This window comes from Nocardioides sp. Leaf285 (assembly GCF_001422955.1).
GTDB lineage: Bacteria > Actinomycetota > Actinomycetes > Propionibacteriales > Nocardioidaceae > Nocardioides > Nocardioides kribbensis.
This window is the reverse complement of record NZ_LMNH01000003.1, coordinates 1-23,067: the sequence shown is the minus strand read 5'-3', so window position 1 is coordinate 23,067 and position 23,067 is coordinate 1. Positions and strand designations below refer to the sequence as shown.

23 protein-coding genes, 1 rRNA gene, 1 other RNA gene and 1 pseudogene are annotated in these 23,067 nt (G+C 73.8%); 7 read left to right on the top strand and 19 right to left on the bottom strand.

The genetic code is table 11. The features are described 5' to 3' along the window. The first annotated feature begins 141 nt into the window (after positions 1 to 141). A complete protein-coding gene (locus ASF47_RS08540) occupies positions 142 to 1,095 on the top strand; it encodes a TetR family transcriptional regulator (RefSeq protein ID WP_082500166.1) in 954 nt (317 codons plus the stop codon). Here ASF47_RS08540 and ASF47_RS08535 read toward each other — a convergent pair. Next, positions 1,086 to 2,186: a DNA glycosylase AlkZ-like family protein gene (locus ASF47_RS08535; protein ID WP_056863624.1), complete on the bottom strand. Its 1,101-nt coding sequence runs from the start codon at positions 2,184 to 2,186 to the stop codon at positions 1,086 to 1,088. The genes ASF47_RS08540 and ASF47_RS08535 overlap by 10 nt on opposite strands. Before the next feature lie 63 nt (positions 2,187 to 2,249). Between ASF47_RS08535 and ASF47_RS08530 the strand changes: the two are divergent. Then, positions 2,250 to 3,158: pseudogene (locus ASF47_RS08530) on the top strand (AraC family transcriptional regulator); the annotation flags it as partial. Positions 3,159 to 3,287: 129 nt separating this feature from the next. On the opposite strand, the gene ssrA reads toward ASF47_RS08530, so the two are convergent. Beyond that, positions 3,288 to 3,658: a transfer-messenger RNA gene (ssrA, locus tag ASF47_RS20630) on the bottom strand. 77 nt (positions 3,659 to 3,735) lie between these two features. Next, complete coding sequence (locus tag ASF47_RS08525) at positions 3,736 to 4,284, bottom strand: hypothetical protein (protein WP_056863623.1); 549 nt, start codon at positions 4,282 to 4,284, stop codon at positions 3,736 to 3,738. Between the two features lie 269 nt (positions 4,285 to 4,553). Between ASF47_RS08525 and ASF47_RS21055 the strand changes: the two genes are divergently transcribed. Then, positions 4,554 to 5,234, top strand: coding sequence for a hypothetical protein (locus tag ASF47_RS21055; protein ID WP_156697829.1), 681 nt, complete (start codon positions 4,554 to 4,556; stop codon positions 5,232 to 5,234). A 1,338-nt stretch (positions 5,235 to 6,572) separates the two neighbouring features. Here the strand turns inward: ASF47_RS21055 and ASF47_RS08500 are convergent. The 5 genes from ASF47_RS08500 to ftsE form a co-directional block, all read right to left on the bottom strand. Further along, complete coding sequence (locus ASF47_RS08500) at positions 6,573 to 7,442, bottom strand: amidohydrolase family protein (RefSeq protein WP_056863618.1); 870 nt, start codon at positions 7,440 to 7,442, stop codon at positions 6,573 to 6,575. After that, complete coding sequence (gene smpB, locus ASF47_RS08495; RefSeq protein ID WP_056863617.1) at positions 7,435 to 7,914, bottom strand: SsrA-binding protein SmpB; 480 nt, start codon at positions 7,912 to 7,914, stop codon at positions 7,435 to 7,437. Before smpB ends, ASF47_RS08500 begins: the two co-directional genes overlap by 8 nt. 37 nt (positions 7,915 to 7,951) lie before the next feature. Beyond that, positions 7,952 to 9,208 carry a M23 family metallopeptidase gene (locus ASF47_RS08490; protein ID WP_056863616.1) on the bottom strand — a complete coding sequence of 419 codons (1,257 nt, stop codon included), beginning with the start codon at positions 9,206 to 9,208 and terminating at the stop codon, positions 7,952 to 7,954. A gap of 65 nt (positions 9,209 to 9,273) precedes the next feature. Next, positions 9,274 to 10,188 (bottom strand): permease-like cell division protein FtsX, encoded by a 915-nt coding sequence (ftsX, locus tag ASF47_RS08485; RefSeq protein WP_056863615.1) that lies wholly within the window; start codon positions 10,186 to 10,188, stop codon positions 9,274 to 9,276. A 69-nt stretch (positions 10,189 to 10,257) separates the two neighbouring features. Continuing rightward, positions 10,258 to 10,947 carry a cell division ATP-binding protein FtsE gene (gene ftsE, locus ASF47_RS08480; protein ID WP_056864531.1) on the bottom strand — a complete coding sequence of 230 codons (690 nt, stop codon included), beginning with the start codon at positions 10,945 to 10,947 and terminating at the stop codon, positions 10,258 to 10,260. A gap of 78 nt (positions 10,948 to 11,025) precedes the next feature. Between ftsE and ASF47_RS08475 the strand changes: the two genes are divergently transcribed. Beyond that, positions 11,026 to 11,697: a hypothetical protein gene (locus tag ASF47_RS08475; protein ID WP_056863614.1), complete on the top strand. Its 672-nt coding sequence runs from the start codon at positions 11,026 to 11,028 to the stop codon at positions 11,695 to 11,697. 118 nt (positions 11,698 to 11,815) lie between these two features. Continuing rightward, complete coding sequence (locus ASF47_RS08470) at positions 11,816 to 13,651, top strand: hypothetical protein (protein WP_056863613.1); 1,836 nt, start codon at positions 11,816 to 11,818, stop codon at positions 13,649 to 13,651. A gap of 12 nt (positions 13,652 to 13,663) precedes the next feature. Here the strand turns inward: ASF47_RS08470 and prfB are convergent, their stop codons facing one another. Together prfB and ASF47_RS08460 are read right to left on the bottom strand one after the other, a co-directional pair. Continuing rightward, positions 13,664 to 14,782 carry a peptide chain release factor 2 gene (prfB, locus tag ASF47_RS08465; protein WP_056863612.1) on the bottom strand — a complete coding sequence of 373 codons (1,119 nt, stop codon included), beginning with the start codon at positions 14,780 to 14,782 and terminating at the stop codon, positions 13,664 to 13,666. Between the two features lie 32 nt (positions 14,783 to 14,814). Further along, on the bottom strand, positions 14,815 to 15,300 hold the full coding sequence (locus ASF47_RS08460) for a CAP domain-containing protein (protein WP_056863611.1): 486 nt from the start codon (positions 15,298 to 15,300) through the stop codon (positions 14,815 to 14,817). A gap of 98 nt (positions 15,301 to 15,398) precedes the next feature. On the opposite strand from ASF47_RS08460, the gene ASF47_RS08455 reads away from it, so the two are divergent. Continuing rightward, a complete protein-coding gene (locus ASF47_RS08455; protein ID WP_056863610.1) occupies positions 15,399 to 16,316 on the top strand; it encodes an alpha/beta hydrolase family protein in 918 nt (305 codons plus the stop codon). 18 nt (positions 16,317 to 16,334) lie between these two features. Continuing rightward, positions 16,335 to 17,183, top strand: a complete 849-nt coding sequence (locus ASF47_RS08450; protein WP_056863609.1) for a calcium-binding protein — start codon at positions 16,335 to 16,337, stop codon at positions 17,181 to 17,183. A gap of 18 nt (positions 17,184 to 17,201) precedes the next feature. Here the strand turns inward: ASF47_RS08450 and ASF47_RS08445 are convergent, their stop codons facing one another. The 9 genes from ASF47_RS08445 to rrf all read right to left on the bottom strand — a co-directional run. Next, positions 17,202 to 17,648, bottom strand: a complete 447-nt coding sequence (locus tag ASF47_RS08445; RefSeq protein ID WP_056863608.1) for a pilus assembly protein TadG-related protein — start codon at positions 17,646 to 17,648, stop codon at positions 17,202 to 17,204. Then, entirely contained in the window at positions 17,645 to 18,094 is a 450-nt protein-coding gene (locus ASF47_RS08440; RefSeq protein WP_056863607.1) for a hypothetical protein, read from the bottom strand. The genes ASF47_RS08445 and ASF47_RS08440 overlap by 4 nt, the downstream gene beginning before the upstream one ends. Beyond that, positions 18,091 to 18,486, bottom strand: coding sequence for a TadE/TadG family type IV pilus assembly protein (locus ASF47_RS08435; protein WP_056863606.1), 396 nt, complete (start codon positions 18,484 to 18,486; stop codon positions 18,091 to 18,093). Before ASF47_RS08435 ends, ASF47_RS08440 begins: the two co-directional genes overlap by 4 nt. Further along, positions 18,486 to 18,695, bottom strand: a complete 210-nt coding sequence (locus ASF47_RS08430) for a hypothetical protein (protein WP_200919137.1) — start codon at positions 18,693 to 18,695, stop codon at positions 18,486 to 18,488. The genes ASF47_RS08435 and ASF47_RS08430 overlap by 1 nt, the downstream gene beginning before the upstream one ends. 33 nt (positions 18,696 to 18,728) lie before the next feature. Continuing rightward, entirely contained in the window at positions 18,729 to 19,676 is a 948-nt protein-coding gene (locus ASF47_RS08425; RefSeq protein WP_056863605.1) for a type II secretion system F family protein, read from the bottom strand. Beyond that, a complete protein-coding gene (locus ASF47_RS08420) occupies positions 19,673 to 20,527 on the bottom strand; it encodes a type II secretion system F family protein (RefSeq protein ID WP_056863604.1) in 855 nt (284 codons plus the stop codon). Before ASF47_RS08420 ends, ASF47_RS08425 begins: the two co-directional genes overlap by 4 nt. Next, a complete protein-coding gene (locus ASF47_RS08415) occupies positions 20,527 to 21,798 on the bottom strand; it encodes a CpaF family protein (protein ID WP_056863603.1) in 1,272 nt (423 codons plus the stop codon). The genes ASF47_RS08420 and ASF47_RS08415 overlap by 1 nt, the downstream gene beginning before the upstream one ends. A gap of 155 nt (positions 21,799 to 21,953) precedes the next feature. Then, a complete protein-coding gene (locus ASF47_RS08410) occupies positions 21,954 to 22,577 on the bottom strand; it encodes a hypothetical protein (RefSeq protein WP_228943298.1) in 624 nt (207 codons plus the stop codon). 392 nt (positions 22,578 to 22,969) lie between these two features. Continuing rightward, a 5S ribosomal RNA gene (gene rrf / locus ASF47_RS08405) occupies positions 22,970 to 23,067 on the bottom strand; the annotation flags it as partial.

Sequence of the window (23,067 nt, the reverse complement as noted above, 5' to 3'; positions counted from 1 at the left end):
CCTCCTGGACGCACGGGTCGAGCGAGCGAACGCACACTCGGGTTTCACTATGACGCGCCTCACAGTGCAAGACCGCTGGACCGCTGTCAAGGGTCGAGCAGGCCCTGGCGACGCACTTCGGTGCGGCGGAGGAATTCAGGGATGCTGAAACGTGCGACCTGTGTCAGGATCGTCGCCGCGCCCGACCGCCACGCGGTCCGGACCCGAGAGGAGCCAGCGATCACCGACCCCACCCCCGACCACCGCTCCGCCCTCGGCCTGGCCGTGCGGGCGCTGCGGCACCGCCGCGGCCTGACGCTGCGTCAGCTCGCCGACGTGCTCGGTGTCAGCTCGGCCACGCTGAGCGCGATCGAGAACGGCAAGACCGGGGTCTCCAGCGAGCGTGTCGCCCACCTGGCCGAGGCCCTCGAGGTGCCGGTCGACCACCTCTTCGGCGCTGGCGACGGCCCGGCGGGCGCCGCGCCCCCGCGATCGGTGCCCTCGGTCGAGGACTGGCGCCACCTGCCGCCGCTCGAGCTCGACGCCGCGCTGGCGGGGGCGCTGTCGTCCTTCCTGGAGTTCGGCTACCACGGCGCGACCATGCGCACGATCGCCGAGCGGGCCGGGCTCTCGGTGCCCGGCCTCTACCACTACTACGCCAGCAAGCAGGAGATGCTGGTCGCGCTCCTCGACCTCACCATGCACGACCTCCAGGCCCGCACCGCCGCCGCCCTGGCCGAGGGGCACGACCCCGTCAGCCGCTTCACCCACCTCGTGGAGTGCCTCGCGCTGTACCACACCCACCGCCGCGAGCTGGCCTTCGTCGGGGCCTCGGAGATGCGCAGCCTGGAGCCCGGCGCGCGCGAGCGGGTGGCCGCCCTGCGCCGCGCCGAGCAGGCGCTGGTCGACGTCGAGGTCGAGGCCGGGGTGCGCGCCGGCGTCTTCGCCACGACCCGCCCCCACGAGGCCGCCCGCGCGGTCGTCACGATGTGCACGGCCCTGGCGCAGTGGTTCCGCCGCGACGGCGCCGCCACCGCCGAGCAGGTCGCCGAGCAGTACGTCGACTTCGCCCTCGGACTCGTCCGCCACGACCCCTCGCGCGCGGCTCAGCGCTGAGCCGGCGCCAGCCCCAGCCACGCCGCGAGCCGCTCGACCTCCGTCTCGACCCGCCCTCGCAGGTCGGCGTCGAAGGGCACGTCCTCGTGCACGGCGTCGACGTGCAGGACTCCCCCACGACGGTCGGCGGTGGCGTCGACCTTGCCCACGAGGCGCTCCCCGTCGAGCACCGGCAGCGCCCAGTAGCCCCAGCGCCGCGAGGCGGCCGGCTTGTACATCTCCAGCACGTAGTCGAAGGCGAAGAGGTCGGCGAGGCGACGGCGGTCCTTGACCACCGCGTCCAGCGGTGAGAGCAGCACCGTGCGCCCGGCCAGGGGCTCGTCGGCACGCGCCAGGGCGGCGGGGTCGACCCGCCAGCGACCGCGCAGGCCCTCGACCACGGCCGGCTCCCCCGGCGGGGCGCCGAGGGCGGCGGCCCCCGAGCGCTGCCGGTCGAGGCCCAGCGAGACGAGGGTGCGGCGCGCGCGCTCGGACCAGGCCTCCTCCAGCGGCACCGGCGCCTGGTCGAGGTAGACGCGCTCGGCGAGGTCCCACAGCGCCTCCCTGCCCTCGCGACCGGCCGCGGCGACCTCGCCGCGCTGCACCAGGAGGTCGAGCAGGCGGCGCAGCGAGCGGTCGTCGTTCCACCCGCTCGAGGTCCACCGCACCGCGAACCGCGTGGTCAGCGCGCTCGTCGGCAGCGGGCCGTCGGTGCGCAGCCGGTCGAGCACCTCACGGCGGCTCTCGTCGTTGGCCTCGACCCACCCGGCGAGCCGCTCCTGCCAGGGCCGCAGCTCCCCCGGCCCGGGCCAGGCCGCCATCTCGGCGCGCCACAGGGCGACGTCCTCGGCCGGCACGGCGAAGCCACGCAGGTCGACCACCCGCTGCTGGGCCAGCAGGTCCTCGAGCTCGCGGGGGTCGTAGTCGTCGCCGATCCGGCTCCAGAGCACGAGGTCGGCGCTCGGCGCGACCACCGCCGTGGGATCGAGCTGCAGGCGGGTCAGGTGGCGCAGCGTGGCGAGCACGTCGTCGGGCCGCGGGCGCCCGAGCAGCTGGGCCCGCAGCGTGATCCGCCGGGCCTGCTCCTGCGAGAGCCGGTGCACCTGCGCCATGCGGCGACCCTAGGCCCCCACCGGCGGCCGGGGCCACGGCCGGGCCGACCGGATCGGTCCGCGATGATCGGGCGCGAGGGGTGCCGGGCCAGCGAGGCTGGTGAGCGGAAGGAGGGACCCGTGATCGCCGTACTCAACCTCACCGTCGACGCCGTCGAGGCCCAGCTCGCCGACGACCCGTCGCTGGCCGTCGACGTCGCCGCGCTCGCCGCCCGCGGCGGCACCAGCGAGCACCACCTGCGCCGGATGTTCGCGTCGCTGGCGGGCATGCCCCTGTCGGACTACGTGCGGCGCCGACGCATGTCGCTGGCCGCGGCCGACCTGGTCGGCACCGACGACGACCTGCTCACCATCGCGGTCCGCCACGGCTACGGCTCGACCGAGGCCTTCGGGCGGGCGTTCCGCGCGGTGCACGGCGCCGGTCCGGGCGACGTACGACGCCACGGGGGTCCCACACGCACACAACCACGGCTCAGGTTCCACCTGAGCGTCGAAGGGAGCGTCCCCATGGACACCCGCATCGTCACCCTGCCCGCCCTGCACCTGGTGGGCCACGCCGCGCGCGTGCCGTTGGTCCACGAGGGGGTCAACCAGGCCATCGCCGACCACGTCGCCTCCCTCCCCGCAGGGTCCTTGGAGGGCCTGAGGCGCCTCAACGACGTCGAGCCGCGGGGCGTGCTGTCGGTCAGCGACGACCTCGACCCCGACCGCGCCGAGGGCACCGGGCTCACCTACCTCCAGGGCGTCGCCACCACGTCGGCTCCCCCGGTGGGCCTCGACGTCCTCGAGGTGGCGGCCGGCACCTGGGCCGTCTTCCGTACCGAGGGCCCGCACCCCGCCGTGCTGCAGGACACGTGGGCCGCCACCGCCACCTCGTGGTTCCCCTCGCAGCCGTGGCGCCTGCGCCCCGGCCCCGAGATCGTGGCGGTGCAGGCCTACGACGCCGCGGCCGGCACCGCGACGTGCGACCTGTGGCTGCCGGTCGAGCCCGCCTGGGGGCTGGTCGGTCTCCGGTGGCAGACGCAGCAGAGCCCCCTCGGCGGTGCCGAGGGGGCTCTGCGTCAAGAGGGCTGGACCGCAGCGAGGCTGCGGACCGGTGTGTGGTGGAGCTGGCGGGAATCGAACCCGCGTCCTCGAGCGTCGAACCAGGTCTTCTCCGGGTGCAGTCTGCGATGTCGCTTTTCTCGGCCCCGGCGCTCGCGCAGACGCGTCGCCGACAGGCCCAGTCAGGATTGAGTCCCGATCAACCCCCCTGACAGGAGTTGAGCAGCAAGTCTCCTAGATGACGCCAGGGTCCGGGACGGAGACGGATGCCCGGTCTGACGCTTCGATCACCGCTCAGGCGGCGAGAGCGAAGGAACTGCGCTTAGCGTTGGCAGTTATTGGTTTCCAGCGATCGTTTACGAGATGACGCTGGCTCCTCGACCCGCTTCCCCTGGGACTAACGTCCCAAGTCGAAACCGATCAGCCCCTCTTGAGTTGTGGTGCTCGTCAATACTAGCGCGCCCGCGCCGCCGGTTGTTCCCGGCGACGTCGGGCGCGGGGCCGCTCAGCCGCCCGTGCCCTCGAGCAGGTAGTCGCGCACCGGGGTCGCGAGGTCCTCGTCGCCCTCGAGCTCGGTCTCGTTGCCCCCGCTGGAGACGACCGCGGCCTGCTCCTCGCCGTCGTCGCAGGAGCCCTCGAGCAGGCCGACCCGGGCGTCGTTGACCGAGAACACCAGCGCGATCGCCGGGTCGGTGTCCTGGATGCAGACCTCCTGGTCGGTCTTCTCGAAGCGGCCGACCGACACGCCCTCGGGGAAGTCGGCCTGGGCGTTGAAGTCCTCCGCGGAGTCGTAGCCGCCCTCGGGGGCCTGCTGCTCGAAGAGCACGGTGATGAGGTCGACGTAGTCCTGGCCGGTCGCCTCGGCGCCAGAGTCGTCGCCGGAGTCCTCCGCGGGCTCCGAGGCGTCCTCGGAGGAGGACTCCGAGGTGGAGGCGCTGGCGTCGCCCTCCGGCTCGGCGGAGTCGTCGGACCCGCCGCAGGCGGTCAGCGACAGCGCCATGACGGCGGCGGGGACGAGGGCGAGCGTGCGGCGCACGGCGGAGCGGGAGGTCATGGTGTCCTTCGGATCGGGTCAGGACGCAGTACGACGCCCCACGCCCACTGTCCCACCCGCTGTCCCCGGTGGTGGAGGAGGGAGCCCCAGCGTCCCCGGTGGTTGAGGAGGGAGCCCCAGCGACCGTCTCGAAACCAGGGCCCCGCACGGTGGTTGAGGAGGGAGCGCCAGCGACCGTCTCGAAACCACCCTCGCGCGACAGCAGAACCCCCTCCACAGATCGATCCATAGACCTAGTCATCGAATGCGTGTTCGAATAAACTAGGCGCATGCTCCTCGACCTCGACACCACCGGCACCGTGGTCGACATCGAGTCCCTCGAGGCCGACGACGTCCTGGAGTACGCCGCCGACACCGCCCGCTCGGTGCGTGCAGCCGAGCGTCGCACCCTGCGGGTCATGGCCCGCTGGGGTGCGCTGAACCCCGACCGGGCCTACGCCTGGTCGGTGCCGGGGATGATCCGCCACGGGCTGGACGAGTTCGCGGCTGAGCCGTTGGCCCTGGCGTTGGAGATGTCGCCAGTGAATGCGGGCTGCAACCTGGCCGAGGTCATGGAGCTGGTCCACCGGCTGCCCCGCATCTGGGCGATGGTCGAGGACCTCACCCTCCCCGGCTGGCGCGCGCGGCGGATCGCCTCCCAGACCCAGGTGCTCAACGACACCGGTGCTGCGTTCGTGGACCGCAAGGTCGCCGCCCTCGGCCCCCGCGTGCAGAGCCTACGACACCGGTGCTGCGTTCGTGGACCGCAAGGTCGCCGCCCTCGGCCCCCGCGTGCAGAGCCTCGGCGCGCGGCGCATCGAGCTGTTCGTGGCCGAGGCAGCCGCCAGGCACGACCCCCACGCCCAGGCCGCCCTCGAAGAACGAGCCCGCGGTGGGTGGAACGTGAGGGTGACCCACGACGTCGACCGCGGCTCCGCCTCCGGCACCTCCTGGCTCGAGGCCACCGGTGACACCCAGGACCTCACCCGCTTCCACGACCTCATCTGCGCCACCGCCGCCGAGCTCGGCCGCCACCAGACCTCGACCGGAGCCGTGGTCGAGTCCCTCGAGGTCCGCAAGGCCCGCGCCATCGGCGTCATCACCGACCGCGCCCAAGGCCTCACCGCCCTCGACTCCGTCGAACCCACCACTGCCAAGGAACGGGTCCGGCGTCATCACCGACCGCGCCCAAGGCCTCACCGCCCTCGACTCCGTCGAACCCACCACTGCCAAGGAACGGGTCGTCTACCTCCACCTGCGCCCCGAGGACCTCGAGCGTGCCGAGACCCTCGCCGCCCTCGACACAGCCCGCACGAGTAGGGAAGAACCAGCGCCGGAGGAGCCCCCGCCACCCGCCGAGGCCCCGGCCATGGAGCCCCCACCGGACCCCCGGGACCTCCCGACCCCCGCCGACCACGAGACCGTCCCCGCGGAGCAGGCCATGGCCCCGGTGGCTGAGGAGCGAGCGCAGCGAGCGTCTCGAAGCCCCGCCGCGACCACCGACAACGACCCCGAGACCACACCCGCCGAACAGACCACGACCCCGGTGGCTGAGGAGCGAGCGCAGCGAGCGTCTCGACGCCCCGCCGCGGGCAACGACCCCGAGACCACCNGCCCCGCCGCGACCACCGACAACGACCCCGAGACCACACCCGCCGAACAGACCACGACCCCGGTGGCTGAGGAGCGAGCGCAGCGAGCGTCTCGAAGCCACCACACCACCGAGACGCAGCCCACCGAGGAGCAGCCCGCACCCGAGCACCCCGCGGGCGACCCGTACCGCACCACCGGACCCGACCTACGCCCCACCCCGGTCCACCGCCACCACGAGACCAGCCACCTGTCCCAGATCGACCGCACCGGCCCACCACCCGGCACCGCCACCATCGAGGGCCTCGGCGTTGTCTCCACCACCACCCTGCGCCGCTGGCTCCTTGGCACCAAGGTCTACGTGAGACCTGTCCTCGACCTCGACCCCACCACCGCCGGCGCCGTGGACCGCCACGACCCACCACCCTGGATGCGCGAACACGTCACCCTGCGCGACCCCCGATGCGTCTTCCCCGGCTGCACCGTGCCCTCACGACGCTGCGACCTCGACCACATCACCCCCTACCGACCCCTCGACCACGGCGGACGCCCCGGCCAGACCCACCCCTCCAATCTCGCGCCCCTGTGCCGCCACCACCACCGCCTCAAGACCACCGGCTCCGAGGGCAGCCCACCCTGGAGCTACCACCGCGCCCCAGACGGCACCTACACCTGGACCAACCCCCACGGATGGACCACCCTCGTCCGCGCCGGGTGACTCAGGCGGGACCGAGCAGCCGCATCCCGTTGTGCCAGCACACGTCGCGCAGCCAGTCCTCGCCCAGGTCGAGGCGGGCCAGCGACTCCAGCTGGTGGGCGTAGGGGTAGGGGATGGTCGGGAAGTCGGTGCCGAGCAGCACCCGGGGCTGCAGGTCGCGCAGCCGCTCGGTGAGCCCGTCGGGGTAGTCGGTGTCCCAGAAGTCGGTGAAGACCATGGTGGTGTCGAGGTGGACCCGCTCGTAGCGCGCGGCCAGGTCGGCGAAGTCGAGGTAGTCCGGCGCCCCGAGGTGTGCGGCGACCACGGTGAGCCGGGGGTGGGCCGCCAGCAGCCGCGCCATCGGCGCGGGTCCGGTGAAGTCGTTGCCGACCGGTGCGTGGCCGGCGTGCACCACCACGGGCGTGCCGGCGTCCTCGAGCGCGCCCCACGCCGGGGTCAGCAGCGGGTCGTCGAGGTCGAACTCCCCCACCTGCACGTGCACCTTGAACACCTCGACGCCCGCCTCGATCGACGCGGCGACGTAGTCGCCGACCTCGGGCTCGGGGTAGAAGGTGGCCGACCACAGCGACTCCGGCACGTCGCGCTTGAAGCCCGCGGCCCACTCGTTGAGGAAGCCCGCGATGCCGGGGCGGTGGGCGTAGGGCAGCGTCGAGAAGCGCCGCACCCCCATCGCGCGCAGCAGCGCGACGCGCTCCTCGACGGGCAGGCGGTAGCGGATGGGCCAGGGCCGGCCGATCTTCGGGCCGGCAGCGTCGAAGACGGCGTGGACCTTGCGCTCCACCGGGGGCGCGAGGAAGTGGGTGTGCACGTCGTACAGCCCGGGCAGGCCGAGGCCCTCCCAGAACGCGCGCACCGGCGCGACGTCAGTCACGCATGCCCTTCATCCGGCGACCCACGGCCTGCTCGGTCTCCCGCACGGCCTGGCGCTCGGCGAGCGCGTGGCGCTTGTCCCAGGTCTTCTTGCCCTTGGCAGTGGCGATCTCGACCTTGGCCCGGCCGTCGAGGAAGTACAGCGACAGCGGCACGATCGTCAGGCCCTTCTCCGAGACCCGCCGCTCGATCTTGTCGATCTCGACCCGGTTGAGCAGCAGCTTGCGCTTGCGGCGCGCGGAGTGGTTGGTCCAGGTGCCCTGGGAGTACTCCGGGATGTGCACGCCGTGCAGCCACGCCTCGTCGCGGTCGATGTCGACGAAGCCGTCCACGAGCGACGCGCGCCCCTGGCGCAGCGACTTCACCTCGGTGCCGACGAGCACCAGGCCCGCCTCGTAGACGTCCTCGATGAGGTAGTCGTGACGCGCCTTCTTGTTCTGCGCGATGAGCTTGCGCCCCTGCTCCCTGGCCATCCGTCCATTGTCCCAGGTCGGGTCAATCGGGTTGCGGTCACATCCAGGTCATGGGGTCCACGGCGTTGCCGTTGACCAGCACCGTGTAGTGCAGGTGGCAGCCGGTGGACCACCCGGTGTCGCCGACGTAGCCCACGATCTCCCCGGTCGAGACCCGGTCGCCGACGTCCACGCGGTAGCCGGAGGCGTGGTTGTAGACGACGGTGAGGTTCTTGCCGTTGACCTGGCCGAGGTTGACGTAGAGCCGGTTGCCGTAGACCGAGGAGTAGTACTTCGAGATCACGGTGCCGTCGCCGGAGGCGCGCATGCCCTCGCCGCAGGCGACGCCGAAGTCGGTGCCGTCGTGCAGGCTGTAGTAGCCGTAGATGGGGTGGGTGCGCATCCCGAAGGGCGAGGTGACCGGGCCGGTCACCGGCGGCAGCAGGAAGCCGTCGGCCGACGCCGAGACGCTCGTCCCGCGCGAGGCCCGGGCCGCCTCCATGATCTGCTGCTTGATCCGGGCCTCCTGGTTGCGCAGCCGCGACAGCAGCGCGCGGTCCTTGGCCAGCGCCGCCGACGCCTCGCGCCGCGCGTCGAGGCGTACGGCGACCTTGTCGCGCACCTTCTCGCGCCCGGCCACGGCCTGGGCGGTGAGGGCGCGCATCGTCGCGAGGTTGGCCGCGGCCGCCTCGCGCTGCTGCGCCACGTCGTCGCGGGCCTCGGAGAGCTGGTCCTCGCGCACCTGGAGCAGGACCTCGGCGGCGTCGAGCTCGTCGTAGACCTCGGTCTGGTTGCTTGAGATGACGCGGTCGGTCTGCTGCTGGCGGGTGAGGTCGCCCAGGGAGCCGGAGTTCATCAGGGCGGTGAGCGACATCAGCTGCGGGTCGCCCTGCTGGTAGAGCTCGTTGACCGAGTCGGTCACCTCGGTGCGCTGGTCGGCGAGGGCCTGCTGGCCCTCGGCGAGGTCGCTCTCGGCGGTGGTCAGCCGGTCCTCGGCCTTGGCCAGGGCCTCGGCCATCTCGGCGTCGCGCTCGCGCGCCGCGTCGAGCCGCTCGCGCACGGCGGCGAGCTCGGCGACCGCGGCGTCCAGCTCGGCCTGGGCGGCGTCGAGGGCGCCCTGGGCCCGGCGCATCGCGGCGCTGGTCTCGTCGAGCTCGTCGTGGGCGCGCTCGATCTGCTTCTCGACCTGCTTCTGCTGGTCCTGGAGGTCGTCGTCTGCCTGGGCGAATGGGACGGCCACGGCGCCGGTCGCCAGCGCTGAGGTCGCGAGGACCAACGCCAGGCGACGGCGGGCGGCGCTGGGGAAGGAGCGCACGTCATGCCTTCGACTGATCGGGGACTGCTCGGGGAAGAGAGCGGGTCGACGGTAACCCGCCGGGCTCAGACCTTGAGGTATTTGCGCGTCAGCAGGAGTGTCGGCAGCAGGGTGAGCACCGGCCCGAGGACGGCCACGACGGCCACGGTCAGCAGGTAGTCGTCGACGCCCACCCACGGGATGAAGCCCAGGTAGTCGGTGAACCGCTGCTCCACGCCGAAGTACATGAACGCCCCCAGCGAGACCACCGAGAGCCCCACCGCGACCAACGCGGTCACCACCGCCTCGAGCAGGAACGGCAGCGCGATGTAGACCGTCGAGGCGCCCACCAGGCGCATGATCCCGATCTCCTTGCGTCGGGCGAAGGCGGCCAGCCGGATGGTGTTGGCCACCAGCAGCAGCGCGGCCACGACCAGGAACACGGCGACCCCGAGCGAGCCGACCTGCATCGCGGTCATGATCTTGAGCAGCGGCGCGATCACCTCCCGCTGGTCGCGCACGTTGGCGACGCCGTCGAGCCCGACGATCTCGCTGGTGATGCCCTGGTACTCGTCGCGGTCCTTGAGCGTGATCCACAGCGACTCGGCCAGGTCGTCCTCGGTGAGGATCGCGTTGGGCCCCTCGAAGCGGTCGGCCTCGTCGGGCCCCAACAGCTCCTTGGCCTTGGCGAAAGCCGTGGCCTGCGACTCGAAGTAGTAGGACTCGACCTCGGGGTTGGCCTCGACGACCCGCTCGATCTCCTCCTTCTGCTGGTCGGTCACGGCGCTCTGGCAGTTCGGGTCGGGGTCGTCGGAGCGGCAGAGGAAGGCGGTGATCTGCAGCTCGCTGCCCCACTGGTCGACGGCCTTCTCGGCCTGGGCGCGCACCAGCAGTCCCAGGCCGACGAGGGTGAGGGACACGAACAGGGTGAGGATCACCGCCAGGTGCATGGAGAGGTTGCGTCGCAGGCCCTGGCCGAGGTTCGAGAAGACGTAGCGCATGAGGGGAGGGAGATCTCCTGAGGTGGTCCGGGCCGCGGCCCGGGGGTGTGTCGGTCCCGGAGGGACAGGTCAGTGCTGGAAGCCGTAGACGCCCTGGGCGTGGTCGCGGATGACCCGGCCGTCCTCGAGCTCGATGACGCGCTTGCGCATCTGGTCGACGATGCCGTGGTCGTGGGTGGCCATGACCACCGTGGTGCCGGTGCGGTTGATCCGGTCGAGCAGCTTCATGATCCCGACCGACGTGGTCGGGTCGAGGTTGCCGGTCGGCTCGTCGGCGATGAGGATCATCGGCCGGTTGACGAAGGCGCGGGCGATCGCGACGCGCTGCTGCTCACCGCCGGAGAGCTCGTCGGGCATGCGGTCGGCCTTGCCCTCGAGACCCACGAGCTCCAGCGTCTCCGGCACCGTCGAGCGGACCTCGGAGCGGGACTTGCCGATCACCTCGAGGGCGAAGGCGACGTTCTCGGCCACCGACTTGTTCTGCAGCAGCCGGAAGTCCTGGAAGACGGTGCCGATCTGGCGCCGCAGCCGCGGCACCTTCCAGCCCGCCAGACGGTTGATCTCCTTGCCGGCGACGTAGACGCGACCGTCGGTGGGCCGCATCTCGCGAAGCACCAGGCGCAGGGCCGTGGACTTGCCCGAGCCCGAGGCGCCGACGAGGAAGACGAACTCGCCCTTCTCGACGTCGACGCTGACCTGGTCGAGGGCGGGCGCGCCCGTGCCGGGGTAGGTCTTGGTCACCTTCTCGAAGCGAATCACCCGCAGGAGCGTACGCCAGGCGACCACCCGCGTGGGGACCTCGACGCCCGCCCCGGCGACGCTCGTATCGTGGCTCACATGACCGTCTCCGGCCGCCCCCTCGCGGGTCGCACCACGACCGCCGCCCGGCCGGCCGTGGTGGCGCTCGCCCTCGTCGTGGCCCTGACCGCGTGCACCGGCGGCGACGACGCGCCCGCACCGAGCGAGCCCACCCCGTCGGCGTCGCCGGCCCCGCCGGCGGGCCTGGCCGACCTCGACACCACGACACTGGCCGTGACCCGGGGCGACCTGTGCCCGACCGTCGATCCCGCAGCGGTCGAGGACGCGCTGGGCGGGGCGCCGGCCGACGCCGAGTCCTACGCCAACGGCGAGCGTGTCGAGCTGACCGGGGGCGTGCGCGACGTCGCCCACGAGTGGAGCTGCACCTGGAGCGGCGAGGACCGCGAGGCGGCGCGGGCCTGGGTCTTCGCTCCCCCGGTGCCGAAGGACCGGGCCCGTGAGCTGGTCCGCACGCTGGCCACCGCCGACGGCTGCACCCGCACGCGGCAGGCCGAGCAGTACGGCGCCCCCTCGCTCGGCCTGGTCTGCGAGGCCGGGCCCGTCACCCGCGTCCAGTACGCCGGCCTCTTCGGCGACGCCTGGCTCTCCTGCTCGCTCACCCTCCCGCGCTCCACCGAGCGGGCCGACCTCCTCGAGCGCGGCAGCCGCTGGTGCGCCGCCGTGGCGCTGGCCGGCTCCGCCACCTCCTGAGCCCCCGACGCTGACCTCCCGACGCTGACCTCCCGCCCGCGGGCGGGCACGGATCCGGGCGAAGCCGCCCGCAGGAGGGTCCCGCGCGACTAGCCTCCCGGCGGGAGGGAGACCCGTCATGTCGCTGCGCCACCACGCCGGGCCCGGTCCACGCCGCACGATCGTCGCGACGCTGGCCGTGCTCGCCTGCCTCGGCGGCACGCTCGCCGGCGCCGGCGCTGCGCCGGCCCCCGCGATCGCCACCGCCCCCGACCCGGCGTCCCCCGCGCCCGGCACCTCCCGACTCCTCCCCGCCCCGGCTGGCGGCGAGCGCGCCGTGCGCCTGCTGGGCGGGCGTCTCGACGAGGCCGCGGCACGCAACGACCTCACCGCCACCGCGCTGGTCGACCTGCTGACCGGCGACCCCACGGTCCGCGTCGACGAGCACGGCAGGGTCCTCTTCCGCGACGTCGACCCGCACCGGCCCGAGCCCGCCGAGGCCCCCGACGCCGCCCGCGAGGCGCAGGCCCTCGCGGCCCCCTTCCCCGACGACCAGACCTTCGAGCTGCACAGCCTCCCCGGCTCGCGGCGCACGATCTACCTCGACGTCGACGGCGGCACCGTGGCCGGCACGGCGTGGAACGACGCGTCCTTCCCCGACGGCGCCGTCACCGGCTACGACCTCGACGGCGACCCGTCCACCTTCTCCGCCGCCGAGCGCGCCGTGGTGCAGGTCGTGTGGCAGCGCGTCGCCGAGGACTTCGCGCCCTTCGACGTCGACGTCACCACCGAGGCGCCCCCACCCGGTCGCATCGACCGCTCCGGGGAGGCCGACCAGGAGTACGGCACGGTCGCCATGATCACCGGCGACACCCGCGCCCACGCCGCGATCTGCGGCGACCCCGGCTGCACCGGTGTGGCCTACCTCGACGTCTTCGACGCCACCCGCAGCCACGCCCGCTACCAGCCCGCCTGGGCCTTCACCGCCTACTACGACGACGTCGCCAGCATCTCCGAGACCGTCTCCCACGAGGTCGGCCACAACCTCTCGCTGAGCCACGACGGCTACGGCACCCGGGACTACTACGGCGGCCACGGCCTCTGGGGCCCCATCATGGGCTCGACCGGTCGCCCGGTCGTGCAGTGGAGCCAGGGCTCCTACGCCGGGGCCACCAGCACCGAGGACGACCTGGCCCTCATCGCCACCCACGGCCTGCCGCTGCGGGCCGACGAGGCCGGGGCCGACATCGCCACCGCGGCCGCCGCGCCGCCCGCGGGGCCGGCGTACGTCACGACGCGGGAGGACGTGGACGTGTTCGCGCTCGGCCCGTGCACCGGGCCGGTCTCCGTCACCGGTGCGACCGCGCTGGCCAGCCCCGACCTCGACCTCGAGCTGAGCCTCCTCGACGCCTCCGGCGCCACGCTGGCCACGGCCGACCCGCTGGTGCAGTCGGTGCAGGGCCGGCTGACCGGGATGGGGGCCACCGTGTCGCTGCCGGTCTCCGACGAGCCGCTGTGGGTGGCCGTCGACGGCGTCGGCGCGGGCGGCTGGAGCACGGGCTACGACGACTACGGCAGCCTGGGCTCCTACGTGCTCTCGGTGGTCGGCGCCTGCGCCGACAGCAGCGAGCAGCCCGACCCGGTCCCCGACCCGGTCGAGGTCACGGCGCCGGGTGCGCCGGTGCTCGACGGGGTGCGGCCCGGCCGGTCCGGGCGGCCGCTGACCCTCGCGGTGCGCTGGACGCCGTCGGTCGACGACGGCGGCTCAGCCGTGACCGGGTGGCGGGTCACCGCCCAGCGTCTCGACCGCGACGGTGCCGTGGTGCGCACCAGCACCGGCCCGCTGCTCTCCCCCGAGCGCCGGCGCGCGAGCCTGCGGCTCGGCGCGGGGCGCTACCGCCTCGCGGTGACGGCGCTCAACGCGCAGGGCGCGAGCCCGCTCAGCGCGTGGTCCCGGGTGGTGCGGCCGCGCTGAGCGGTCGGGCGGTCAGTTCTCGTCGGCCTTCTCGCTGCCGCGGCGCCAACGGATGCCGGCCTCGAGGAAGCCGTCGAGGTCGCCGTCGAAGACCGCGGAGGGGTTGCCCGACTCGTAGGTCGTGCGCAGGTCCTTGACCACCTGGTAGGGGTTGAGGACGTAGTTGCGCATCTGGTCGCCCCACGAGGCCTGCACGTCGCCGCGCAGCCCGTCGAGGTGGGCCTTCTCCTCGGCCTTCTTCAGCGCCAGCAGCTTGGCCTTGAGCACCACCATGGCGCTGGCCTTGTTCTGCAGCTGGCTCTTCTCGTTCTGGCACGACACGACGGTGCCGGTGGGGATGTGGGTCAGCCGCACCGCGGAGTCGGTGGTGTTGACCGACTGCCCGCCCGGGCCGCCGGAGCGGTAGACGTCGACGCGGATCTCCTCGTCGGGCACGTCGATCTCGTCGGTCTGCTCGAGCACGGGCACGACCTCGACCGCCGCGAAGGAGGTCTGGCGGCGGCCCTGGTTGTCGAAGGGGCTGATCCGCACGAGGCGGTGGGTGCCGGCCTCGACGCTCAGCGTGCCGTAGGTGTAGGCCCCGTGGACCGCGAAGGTGGCCGACTTCAGCCCGGCCTCCTCGGCGTAGGAGGTGTCGAAGACCTCGACGGGGTAGCTGTGCTGCTCGGCCCAGCGGGTGTACATGCGCAGCAGCATCTCGGCGAAGTCGGCGGCGTCGACGCCGCCGGCGCCGGCGCGGATGGTCACGAGCGCCTCGCGCGCGTCGTACTCGCCGTTGAGCAGGGTGCGGACCTCGAGGCCCTCGACGGCGGCCTTGATCTTGCCCAGCTCGCGCTCGGCCTCGGCCAGCGAGTCGGCGTCGCCCTCCTCCTGGCCCAGCTCCGCGAGGATGCCGAGGTCCTCGATGCGGCTCTCCAGGGCGGCGAAGCGGTCGACCTGGCCCTGGAGGTCGGAGAGGCGACCGGTCACGCGGGTCGCGTTGGACTGGTCGTCCCAGAGGTCGGGCGCCGCCACCTGCTCGGCGAGGTCGGCGATCTCCTTGTGCATGGCGCCGATGTCGAGCACCTGCTCGATGGTACGCATCGTCGCCTGGAGCTGCTTGATCTCGGTGTCGTAATCGGGTCCTGCCACGGGCCCAGGGTACGTCCCCGGGCGAGCGGGGCCTACTTGCGACCGAAGACCTGGGCGACGTACCAGGTGCCGTCGTCGTCGGTGCGCGCCGCGAGGCCGACCAGGCGGTAGGACGGCTCGAGGATGTTGGCGCGGTGCCCGGGTGAGTCCATCCACGCCGCGACGACCGCCTTGCCGCCGGCGTAGCCGTAGGCGACGTTCTCCCCCACGCTGCGCAGGCCGCAGTCGGAGAGGATCGGCTGCAGGTCCTGGTGGGCCATGGTCTCGTTGGCCGCCATCCAGCGGGCCTGCTTCACGGCGTACTTCTGCACGCACTTCTGGCGCTTCAGGGCGACCAGGTCGCGCTCGGTGCGCTCACCGTTGGTGTGGCGCACCGCGGCGCCCTGGTAGCGCTGCTGGGCGTCGGTGCCGGCGGCCACGGCCGGTCCGGGCGCCGCCACCAGGGCGGCGAGCACGGCGGGCGCGGCGACGAGGGCGGCCAGGCGGGAGGCGGTCGGGGCGGGGGTCCGAGAGTTCACGCACCCCACCGTACGACGAACCGGGCGGGTCGTCCCGGGGTCGGGATACGCCATCGTGGCGATGCGGGCGGGTCGCCGCGTGGTGCAGGCTCGGGCTGGTGCGCCTCTTCCCACAGACCTCGACGGCCCGCGGGCCGCTGCTCCCTGTCCTGCTCACCCTCGCGGCCCTGACCGCGACGCTCCTCCCGCTCGCCGCGCTCGCGCCGCAGCCGGCCCCCGCCGCGGCGGCCGAGCCCCGCCGCTCCGGCTGCGTCGAGGCCAGGGGCCCCTTCCACGTCGGCACCACCACGGTGACCGTGCGCTCGCGCGGCCGCGACCTCCCGGCCACCGTCGCCTACCCCGCGACCTCCGACGGCGTGGGCGCGACGCCGGTGTGCCGGGTCTCCCCGCTGGTCCTGGCCGGCCACGGCTCGGGGGGCGACGGCGCCTCCGCCGCCGCGCTCCACGGCTACCTCGTCGAGGCCGGCTACGTCGTGGCCGCCCCGACCTTCCCCGGCGGGTTCGACATCGCCGGCTACGCCAAGGACGTGCGACGCACCCTCACCACGGTCCGCGCGGTCTCCGACCGCTCCGGTGGTCTGCTCTCCGGCCGCGTCCGCCAGGGCGGCCCGGTGGGCTACATCGGCACGTCGATGGGCGCCATCGTCGGTCTGGCGCTGGTCGACAGCGAGCAGCGCGACGGCCGCATCCGTGCGGTCGTGGCCAAGGCCGGCACGTCCTTCGACCCCACCTTCCGTCCCGTCGGCGGGCCGCCGCTGCTCATGCTCAACGGCGACGCCGACAGCGTCATCCCCTACGCCGGCGCCCGCGAGACCTACCAGCAGGCCCGCCGCACCAAGGGCCTGATCACCCTCAGCGGGGTCGGCCACGACCTCGACACCGGCGGCGACCCGGTGCTGCGCACGACCAGCACGGCGTTCCTCGACCGCTTCCTGCGCGACCGCGACCACGCCCTGGGCCGCCTGCAGCGCATCGTGTCCGACTCCGAGGTCGCCAGCCTGCGCAAGCGGTGGTGAGCGCCTTAAAGTAAAGGCGTGATCTCCCACCTCGCCCGCCGGGCACGCCTCGTGACCCTGACCGTCGGCGCCTCCTGCCTCGTCGCCCCTGCCGGGGCGCAGGCTCCGAGCGGGGCTTGCGACGAGCCCACGCTCCTCGGCACGGCCGGCGACGACCACCTCGTGGGCACCGAGGGACCCGACGTCATCGACGCCGGCGACGGCCAGGACGTCGTCGACGGCCTCGGCGGCGACGACGTCCTCTGCGGCGGCGCGGGCGGCGACCGGCTCGACGGCGGCGCCGGCGACGACGTGCTGCTCGGCGGTCTCGACGGGTACGTCGACGCCCCCGAGCCCTACGGCCCCTACCGCATCGGCGACGTGGTCACCTTCGAGGGCTCCGCCGCCGCCGTGACCGTGGACCTCGGGGCCGGCACGGCCCGCGGGGAGGGCGAGGACCGGCTGGTCGGCCCGTGGGGGCGCGTGCTCCTCTCCCACCACGCCGACGTGCTGCGCGGGTCCGACGGCGTCGACGACGTGCAGGGCGACGGCGGCGGCGACCGTCTCGCCGGTGGCCCGGGCGACGACCGTCTCAGCCTCCAGGGCGAGGTGGGCCCGGCCGACCCCGCCACGCGCGCCGGCACCGTGCGCGGCGGGGGCGGCGACGACCTCCTCGTCGGCGCCGCCGGGGCCGACCTGCTCCTCGCCGGGCCGGGCGACGACCTGGTCGTGGCGTGGGCCGGCGCCGACGACGTCGACGGCGGTCGGGGCCGGGACCTGCTGCGTGGCCTCGCCGGCGACGACCTGCTGGACGGCGGTCCCGGCCGCGACACCGCCTCGGGCGGGCCGGGTCGCGACCGACTCGTGTCGGTCGAGGTGCGCCGTTGATGGTGGCGAGCCCCGGGCTCAGCCGATGCTCGCCACCGCCGACCCGGTCGCGCCGACCACGGCGCCGCCCGGCGATCCCGGGATGCTCAGCGGGAGGTCGAGCGGGGCGCGCAGCTCGACGGTGACCTCGTCGCTGCCGGGAGCCACGCTCACCGCGACGGCGAGCCCGGGGTACTCGGCGTAGGCGCCCACCTGCTGCAGGTAGGCCTGCACCGCGCCGCGGGCCGTGGCCTCGGTGAGCCGCAGCCGCTCCCCGCCGAGGCCGTCGGTGTAGACCTGCTCGCCGTCGCCGGCGCGGTCGGCCGCGGTCAGCGCGGCCCCGTCGGCGAGGGTGTTGAGGCCGGAGCGGTGCAGGTAGGCCGCGGTCGCGTCGACCACCGCCGCCACGCCCATCAGCAGGACGAAGGCGAAGCCGATGACCAGCAGGCTGATCTGCCCCGACTCGTCCTGGCCCCGCGCCCTCACGACCCCGCCTCCTGGGAGCGACCGATCGGCACCGTGTGGCTGGCGTCGAGGGCGAAGCTGGGCGCTCCCCCGCCCAGGGCGTCGGGCAGCAGCGGCAGCCGCACGCCGGAGTCGACGCGCACGGTCACGACCGAGCCCGGGCTGTGGCAGTCGGGGCTCGGCACGCAGCTGACGGCGACGTCAACCCCGACGTCCTCGAGCCCCTGGTCGGCGAGGGCCTGCCGGGCGGCGGCCTCGGCCCGCGCCCTGCCGGTGGCGTCGTCGGGGGCCAGCGCGAAGGCCCGGCCCGCGGCGCGGGCGGCCTCGCTCACGCCGAGCGCTCCGCGCTGCACCTCGAAGACGCTGAGCACGATCCACACGATCGGCACCAGCAGCAGGATGCCGAGCCACACCAGCTCGACGAGCGCACTGCCCGCGTCCTCACCCCTCCCGCGGCGCCGGCTCACGGGGTCGTCCCCTCCACGGTGGGCTCCTCGACGGCGTGGCCCGCGACGTCGAGCTCCACGGCCGGGCCGCCGATGCCGAGCGCCGGCACCCGTGCCGTCACCGTCACCCGGTACGCCGGCGCCCCGTCGAGCAGCACCCGCTCGACCCGCACGTCCTCGGCGTACCGCGCCGCGACCACGCCGGCCACCTGCTCGCGCGCCGCCGCCGCCCCGTCACCGCCGTCGGCGTCGGCGGTCGCGGCGATCCGGGCACCGTCGGCCGCGGCGGCCGCCAGGGTGTTGCGCACGAAGAGGGTCAGCGAGACCTGGAGGACCCCCAGCACCACCGGCACGAGCACGACCAGCACCAGGACGAAGTCGACGACCGCCGAGCCGTCCTCCCGCCGACCCACTACTTCACCGAGTTCAGCGCGTCCCGCAGCAGGGCCGTGAGCTGGTCGCGCGCGACCGCCGACAGCGCCACCACCAGGCCCGCGGTCATGACGGTCACCAGCACCCAGCCCGGCACGTCACCGCGGCCGTCGCGCCGGCGCCCCGGAGGGGCCAGCCGCAGCCGCAGGAGGAGGTGCAGGCGGAGGAGGAGCAGGGTCGCAGTGGTCACAGGAGGTTCCTTTCCGAGAGGTCGAGCGCCGGGTCAGGGGGCGACCAGGCTGAGGCCCACGACACCGGGCCAGAAGGCGAAGAGCACGGTCACGGGGAGCACGAGGAAGACGACCGGCACCATCATCAGCACCTCGCGGCGCGCCGCCGACTCGATCAGCTCGCGACGCCCCGCCTCCCTCACGTCGGCCGCCTGGGCGTGCAGCACGTCGGCGAGCGGGGTGCCGCGCTCGACGGCGACGGCGATGCCCTGGGCGAAGCGTGAGACCAGCGGCAGCCCGGTGGTCGCGGCGAGCCGGTCGAAGGCGGCGCCCACCGGCTCGCCGGTGCGGATCTGGGCGAGCACGGCGGCGAGGTCGGCGCTCAGCGCTCCCCCGCTGCGCCGCACCACCCGGTCCAGCGCCCCCACCGGGCTCTCCCCCGCGGCCACGGCGAGCGCGAGCAGCTCGGCGAGGGTCGGGAACTCCTCCAGCACCTGCCGCTCCCGCGCGGCGACCTGCGCGGAGAGGCGGTTGTCGCGAGCCAGCACGCCGAGGGCGAAGGCGATCACGCACAGCAGCGCCGACCGCGGAGCGCCCGTGGGATCCGACAGCGCCTGGAGCAGGCCCCACGCCGCGGCGACGGCGAAGCCGCATAGACCCCACAGCACCTGCTCCACCCGGAACTCCTGCACGGAGGAGTCGAGGGCGGCGCGCTCCAGGCGCCGGCGCACCGAGGTGGCTCCGCCAAGCACCCGCTCGACGGTGGCGGCGAGGCTGCTCACCAGCGGCCCGAAGACCTGTCCCACCACGGTGCTCGACCGGCCGGCGGCCCCACCCGGACGAGCGGCGGCGGTGCCGGCGACCTGCGGGAGGTCGCGCACGTAGGGCAGCACGCGCGGCTCCAGCTGTGGGCGTCGCACCGCACGCACCCTCGCGAGCGTCAGGAGCAGACCCGCCCCCGCCACCGCGCCCAGCACCGCGCCCCACCAGGCCGGCGTCACGAGAGGATCCTCCGCTCCGTGGGGAGCCGCCCGATGCGCATCATGACGCGGTAGGCGACCACGCAGGTCACGGCGCCGATGCTCAGCACGACCACGCCGGCCGGTGAGGCGTAGCGTCGGATCACCTCGGACTGGAACGACATCAGGAGCAGCACCAGCCACGGTGCCGCCACGGCGAGCCGGGCGCCGTTCACCGTCCAGGCCTGACGCGACTGCAGCTCCGAGCGGGTGCGCGCGTCCTCGCGCAGGTAGCCGGACAGGTTGCGCAGCAGGCGCCCGAGCTGGCCGCCGCCGACCTCCCTGGCGACCCGCAGGCCCTCGACGACCCGGTCGCCGACGGGGTCGGCCAGCCGGGCCTTGAGCCGGTCGAGACAGTCGCCGAACCTCCCGGTTACCTGATAGTCGAGCGCGAACTGTGCGAAGGCGTCACGCAGGGGCTCCGGGCCCCTCGTGGCCAGGTTGGCCAGGGCGTCGGGCAGCGAGAGCCCGGCGCGCACCGCGCTGGCGAGGTTGTCCACCGCCTCGGGCCAGACCTCGGCGAGCTCCGCCTGCCGGGTCCGTGCCCGCCCCGCGACGACGGCCACGGGCAGGTAGGCACCGAGCACGCCGAAGGCCAGCGAGACCGGCAGGGTGCGAGACGCCACCTGCACGACCAGGGCCGCGACCGACCCGAGCACGAGGCACAGGACGACGAACGCCGTGACCGACACGTCGCCGAGACCCGCCCTGGCCAGCAGGGTCTCGACACTGCCCGCGCGCGGCGGGCCCGGGGCGGCGGCGCGCGGCGAGGCGAAGGCCGACCAGACGAGCAGGAGTCCGACGCCGACGCCGAGCCCGACGAGCGCCCCCATCAGGACCGCCGCCCGTAGCCGGCGCTCTCGTCCCCCGCCAGCAGCGCTCGCACATCGATGCCGGCCCGCTCGAAGAGCTCCGGTCGCGGAGCCGACCCGTGGGCGCGGCGCAGCTCCCCGCCGGAGCGCAGGAACACGGGCTCGGTCTCGATCACGTCCTGCTCCACCCTCCCGGGCACCCCGACGATCTCGTTCACCCGCCGCACCCCGGCGCCGTCGACCCCGAGATGGACCACCAGGTCCACCGACGACGCCACGGTCGGCACGACGAAGCGGGCCGAGATGTTCTCCCCCGCCAGGAGTGGGAGGGTGCACATCTTCACCAGCGCCTCGCGGGCGCTGTTCGCATGCAGGGTGCACATGCCGGGCAGCCCGGCGTTGAGGGCGAGGAGCAGGTCAAGGCACTCCTCCGCACGCACCTCTCCCACGATGATGCGGCTCGGTCGCATGCGCAGGCTCTCCTTGACCAGGTCGCGCAGCCGGATCTCACCGGTGCCCTCGAGGCCCGCCTGACGGGTCTGCAACGGCACCCAGTCGGGGTGGGGGAAGCGCAGCTCGTAAACCTCCTCGGCGGAAATCACCCGATCCCCGCCCGGAATGGCCGCGGCCAGGCAGTTGAGCATGGTCGTCTTGCCGGCCTGGGTCCCGCCGGCGACCAGGATGTTCAGCCCGGCGCGCACCGCCGCCTCGAGGAACGTCGCGGCAGGGGCAGTGAGGCTTCCGAGCTCCACGAGGTCACCGAGCCGGGCGGCACGCAGCACGAACTTGCGGATGTTGACCGCCGAGAAGCCGCGCGAGATCCCCTCGAGCACCACGTGCAGGCGGTGGCCCTCGGGCAGCATGGCGTCCACGAAAGGGCTGCTGACGTCGATCCGGCGGCCGCTGGACTTCAGCATCCGCTCCACCAGCTCGGTGACCTGCCCGGGCGACAGCATCAGGTTGGTCAGCTCGTGGCGCCCGTTACGAGCGACGAACACGCGGCTGGGGTCGTTGATCCAGACCTCCTCGACGCTCGGGTCGTCGAGGAGGGGCTGCAGCGGGCCGAAGCCGGACACGCGCGCGACCAGCTCCCCGACCAGGGCCTCGACGTCGGCCACGGGGGCCACGGCGCCAGTGAGGCTGCGCTCGTCGTGGTCGCGCACCACACCCTCGGCGATGCGCCGGACGACGGCGGAGTCACGCTGGGGATCGACCCCCTCGCGACGCACGAGCGAGCGCACGTCGACGTCGAGACGCTCCACCAGCTCGTCGTGCGCGGTGCTCTGCGCCATGCGTGTCGCTCCCGTCCCGAGGAGGAGTGAGGTAGGCACCCGGTGCGCCTACCACCACGGTAGGTACGACGGAGTGTTACCGCGACGGGGTGTCCTCAAACTGTGGAGAACCCCGGACGGGACGGGTGGGACGTCAGTGACGCACGAGTCGAGCGTCAGTCGCCGAGCTTGCGCTCCAGCGTCGCAGCGCGCTCCGCGGCGTCGGTGAGCTCGTCGGCGTCGATGGCGTGCGTGCGGTGGAACCACTCGAGCGCGTCCTTCTCGCGACCGGCCGCGACGAGGGTGTCGGCGTAGGCGTAGCGCAACCGCACGACCCACGCGGCGCGCGACTTGTTGTTGAGGGGCGCGAGCTCGAGGGTCCGCAGCGCGGCGTCGAACTGCTTCATGTCACGTCGGGCGCCGGCCTCGACAATCGTCATCTCGGCCTTCGCCTCGGGAGCGAAGTTCACCACCGACGGGCTCTTGGCCAGCTTGAGGGCCTGCTCGGGCTGCTTCAGCGCCCGGTGGCAGTCGGCCATGATCGGCAGGTACGCCGTGGCCCCATTCATCCGCTTCGCCGCGCGCAGCTCTGCCAAGGCCTCGGAGTAGTGGCCGGCGGCGTAGGCCGCCTCTCCGGCCGCCTCACGCACCACGGCGAGCCGCGGTGCGCGGGCGCGTGCGGCCAGAGCGTGCCGGTACGCCGTCTCCGGGTCGTCCTCGATCATCAGACCGGCTGCGGCCAGGTGGCGGGCGATCCTCGAGGCCAGCTTGTCCGGCAGCCCCTTGAGCTGGTTGGCCACCGAGCGGTCGAGCTCGGCCCCGGTGATCTCGTCCGGGAGCTCCGGGCCGTCGTACTCCGCCTGCGAGGCGGTACGGGGCTCCTGCTGGCGATCAGCCGGGCGCTTCCAGTCGCTCTTGCGACCAGGGCGGTCGCCCTGCGCACGCTGGGGCCCGCCGCTGCGACCGCCGGCCGCCGAGCGACCGCGGCCCCCGGCGGATCCACCCTGACCCGATCCACCCTGACCCGGTCCACCTTGGGCAGAGCGCCCCTGGCCCGATCCTCGCTGGTCACTGCTGCGACCACCGCTGCGTGCGGGGCGCTGGTTACCGCGTCGCTCGTCGGCCACGGGGGTCACTCTCCTCGGTGTAAATGTCGTAGAGGCCACCCGAAGGTGGCCTCTACGAAGTGTATGTCCGGCGGCGTCCTACTCTCCCACAACCTCTCGGTTGCAGTACCATCGGCGCTGAAAGGCTTAACTTCCGGGTTCGGGATGGGACCGGGTGTTTCCC

Excerpts from the sequence above, each read along its gene's own strand:
- ASF47_RS08470 (WP_056863613.1), top strand. The coding sequence starts at position 11,816 with ATGTCGCTGCGCCACCACGCCGGGCCCGGTCCACGCCGCACGATCGTC.
- ASF47_RS08540 (WP_082500166.1), top strand. The coding sequence starts at position 142 with ATGCTGAAACGTGCGACCTGTGTCAGGATCGTCGCCGCGCCCGACCGC.
- smpB (WP_056863617.1), bottom strand. The coding sequence starts at position 7,914 with ATGGCCAGGGAGCAGGGGCGCAAGCTCATCGCGCAGAACAAGAAGGCG.
- ASF47_RS08475 (WP_056863614.1), top strand. The coding sequence starts at position 11,026 with ATGACCGTCTCCGGCCGCCCCCTCGCGGGTCGCACCACGACCGCCGCC.
- ASF47_RS08420 (WP_056863604.1), bottom strand. The coding sequence starts at position 20,527 with ATGGGGGCGCTCGTCGGGCTCGGCGTCGGCGTCGGACTCCTGCTCGTC.
- ASF47_RS21055 (WP_156697829.1), top strand. The coding sequence starts at position 4,554 with ATGCTCCTCGACCTCGACACCACCGGCACCGTGGTCGACATCGAGTCC.
- ASF47_RS08525 (WP_056863623.1), bottom strand. The coding sequence starts at position 4,284 with ATGACCTCCCGCTCCGCCGTGCGCCGCACGCTCGCCCTCGTCCCCGCC.
- ASF47_RS08415 (WP_056863603.1), bottom strand. The coding sequence starts at position 21,798 with ATGGCGCAGAGCACCGCGCACGACGAGCTGGTGGAGCGTCTCGACGTC.
- ASF47_RS08535 (WP_056863624.1), bottom strand. The coding sequence starts at position 2,186 with ATGGCGCAGGTGCACCGGCTCTCGCAGGAGCAGGCCCGGCGGATCACG.
- ftsX (WP_056863615.1), bottom strand. The coding sequence starts at position 10,188 with ATGCGCTACGTCTTCTCGAACCTCGGCCAGGGCCTGCGACGCAACCTC.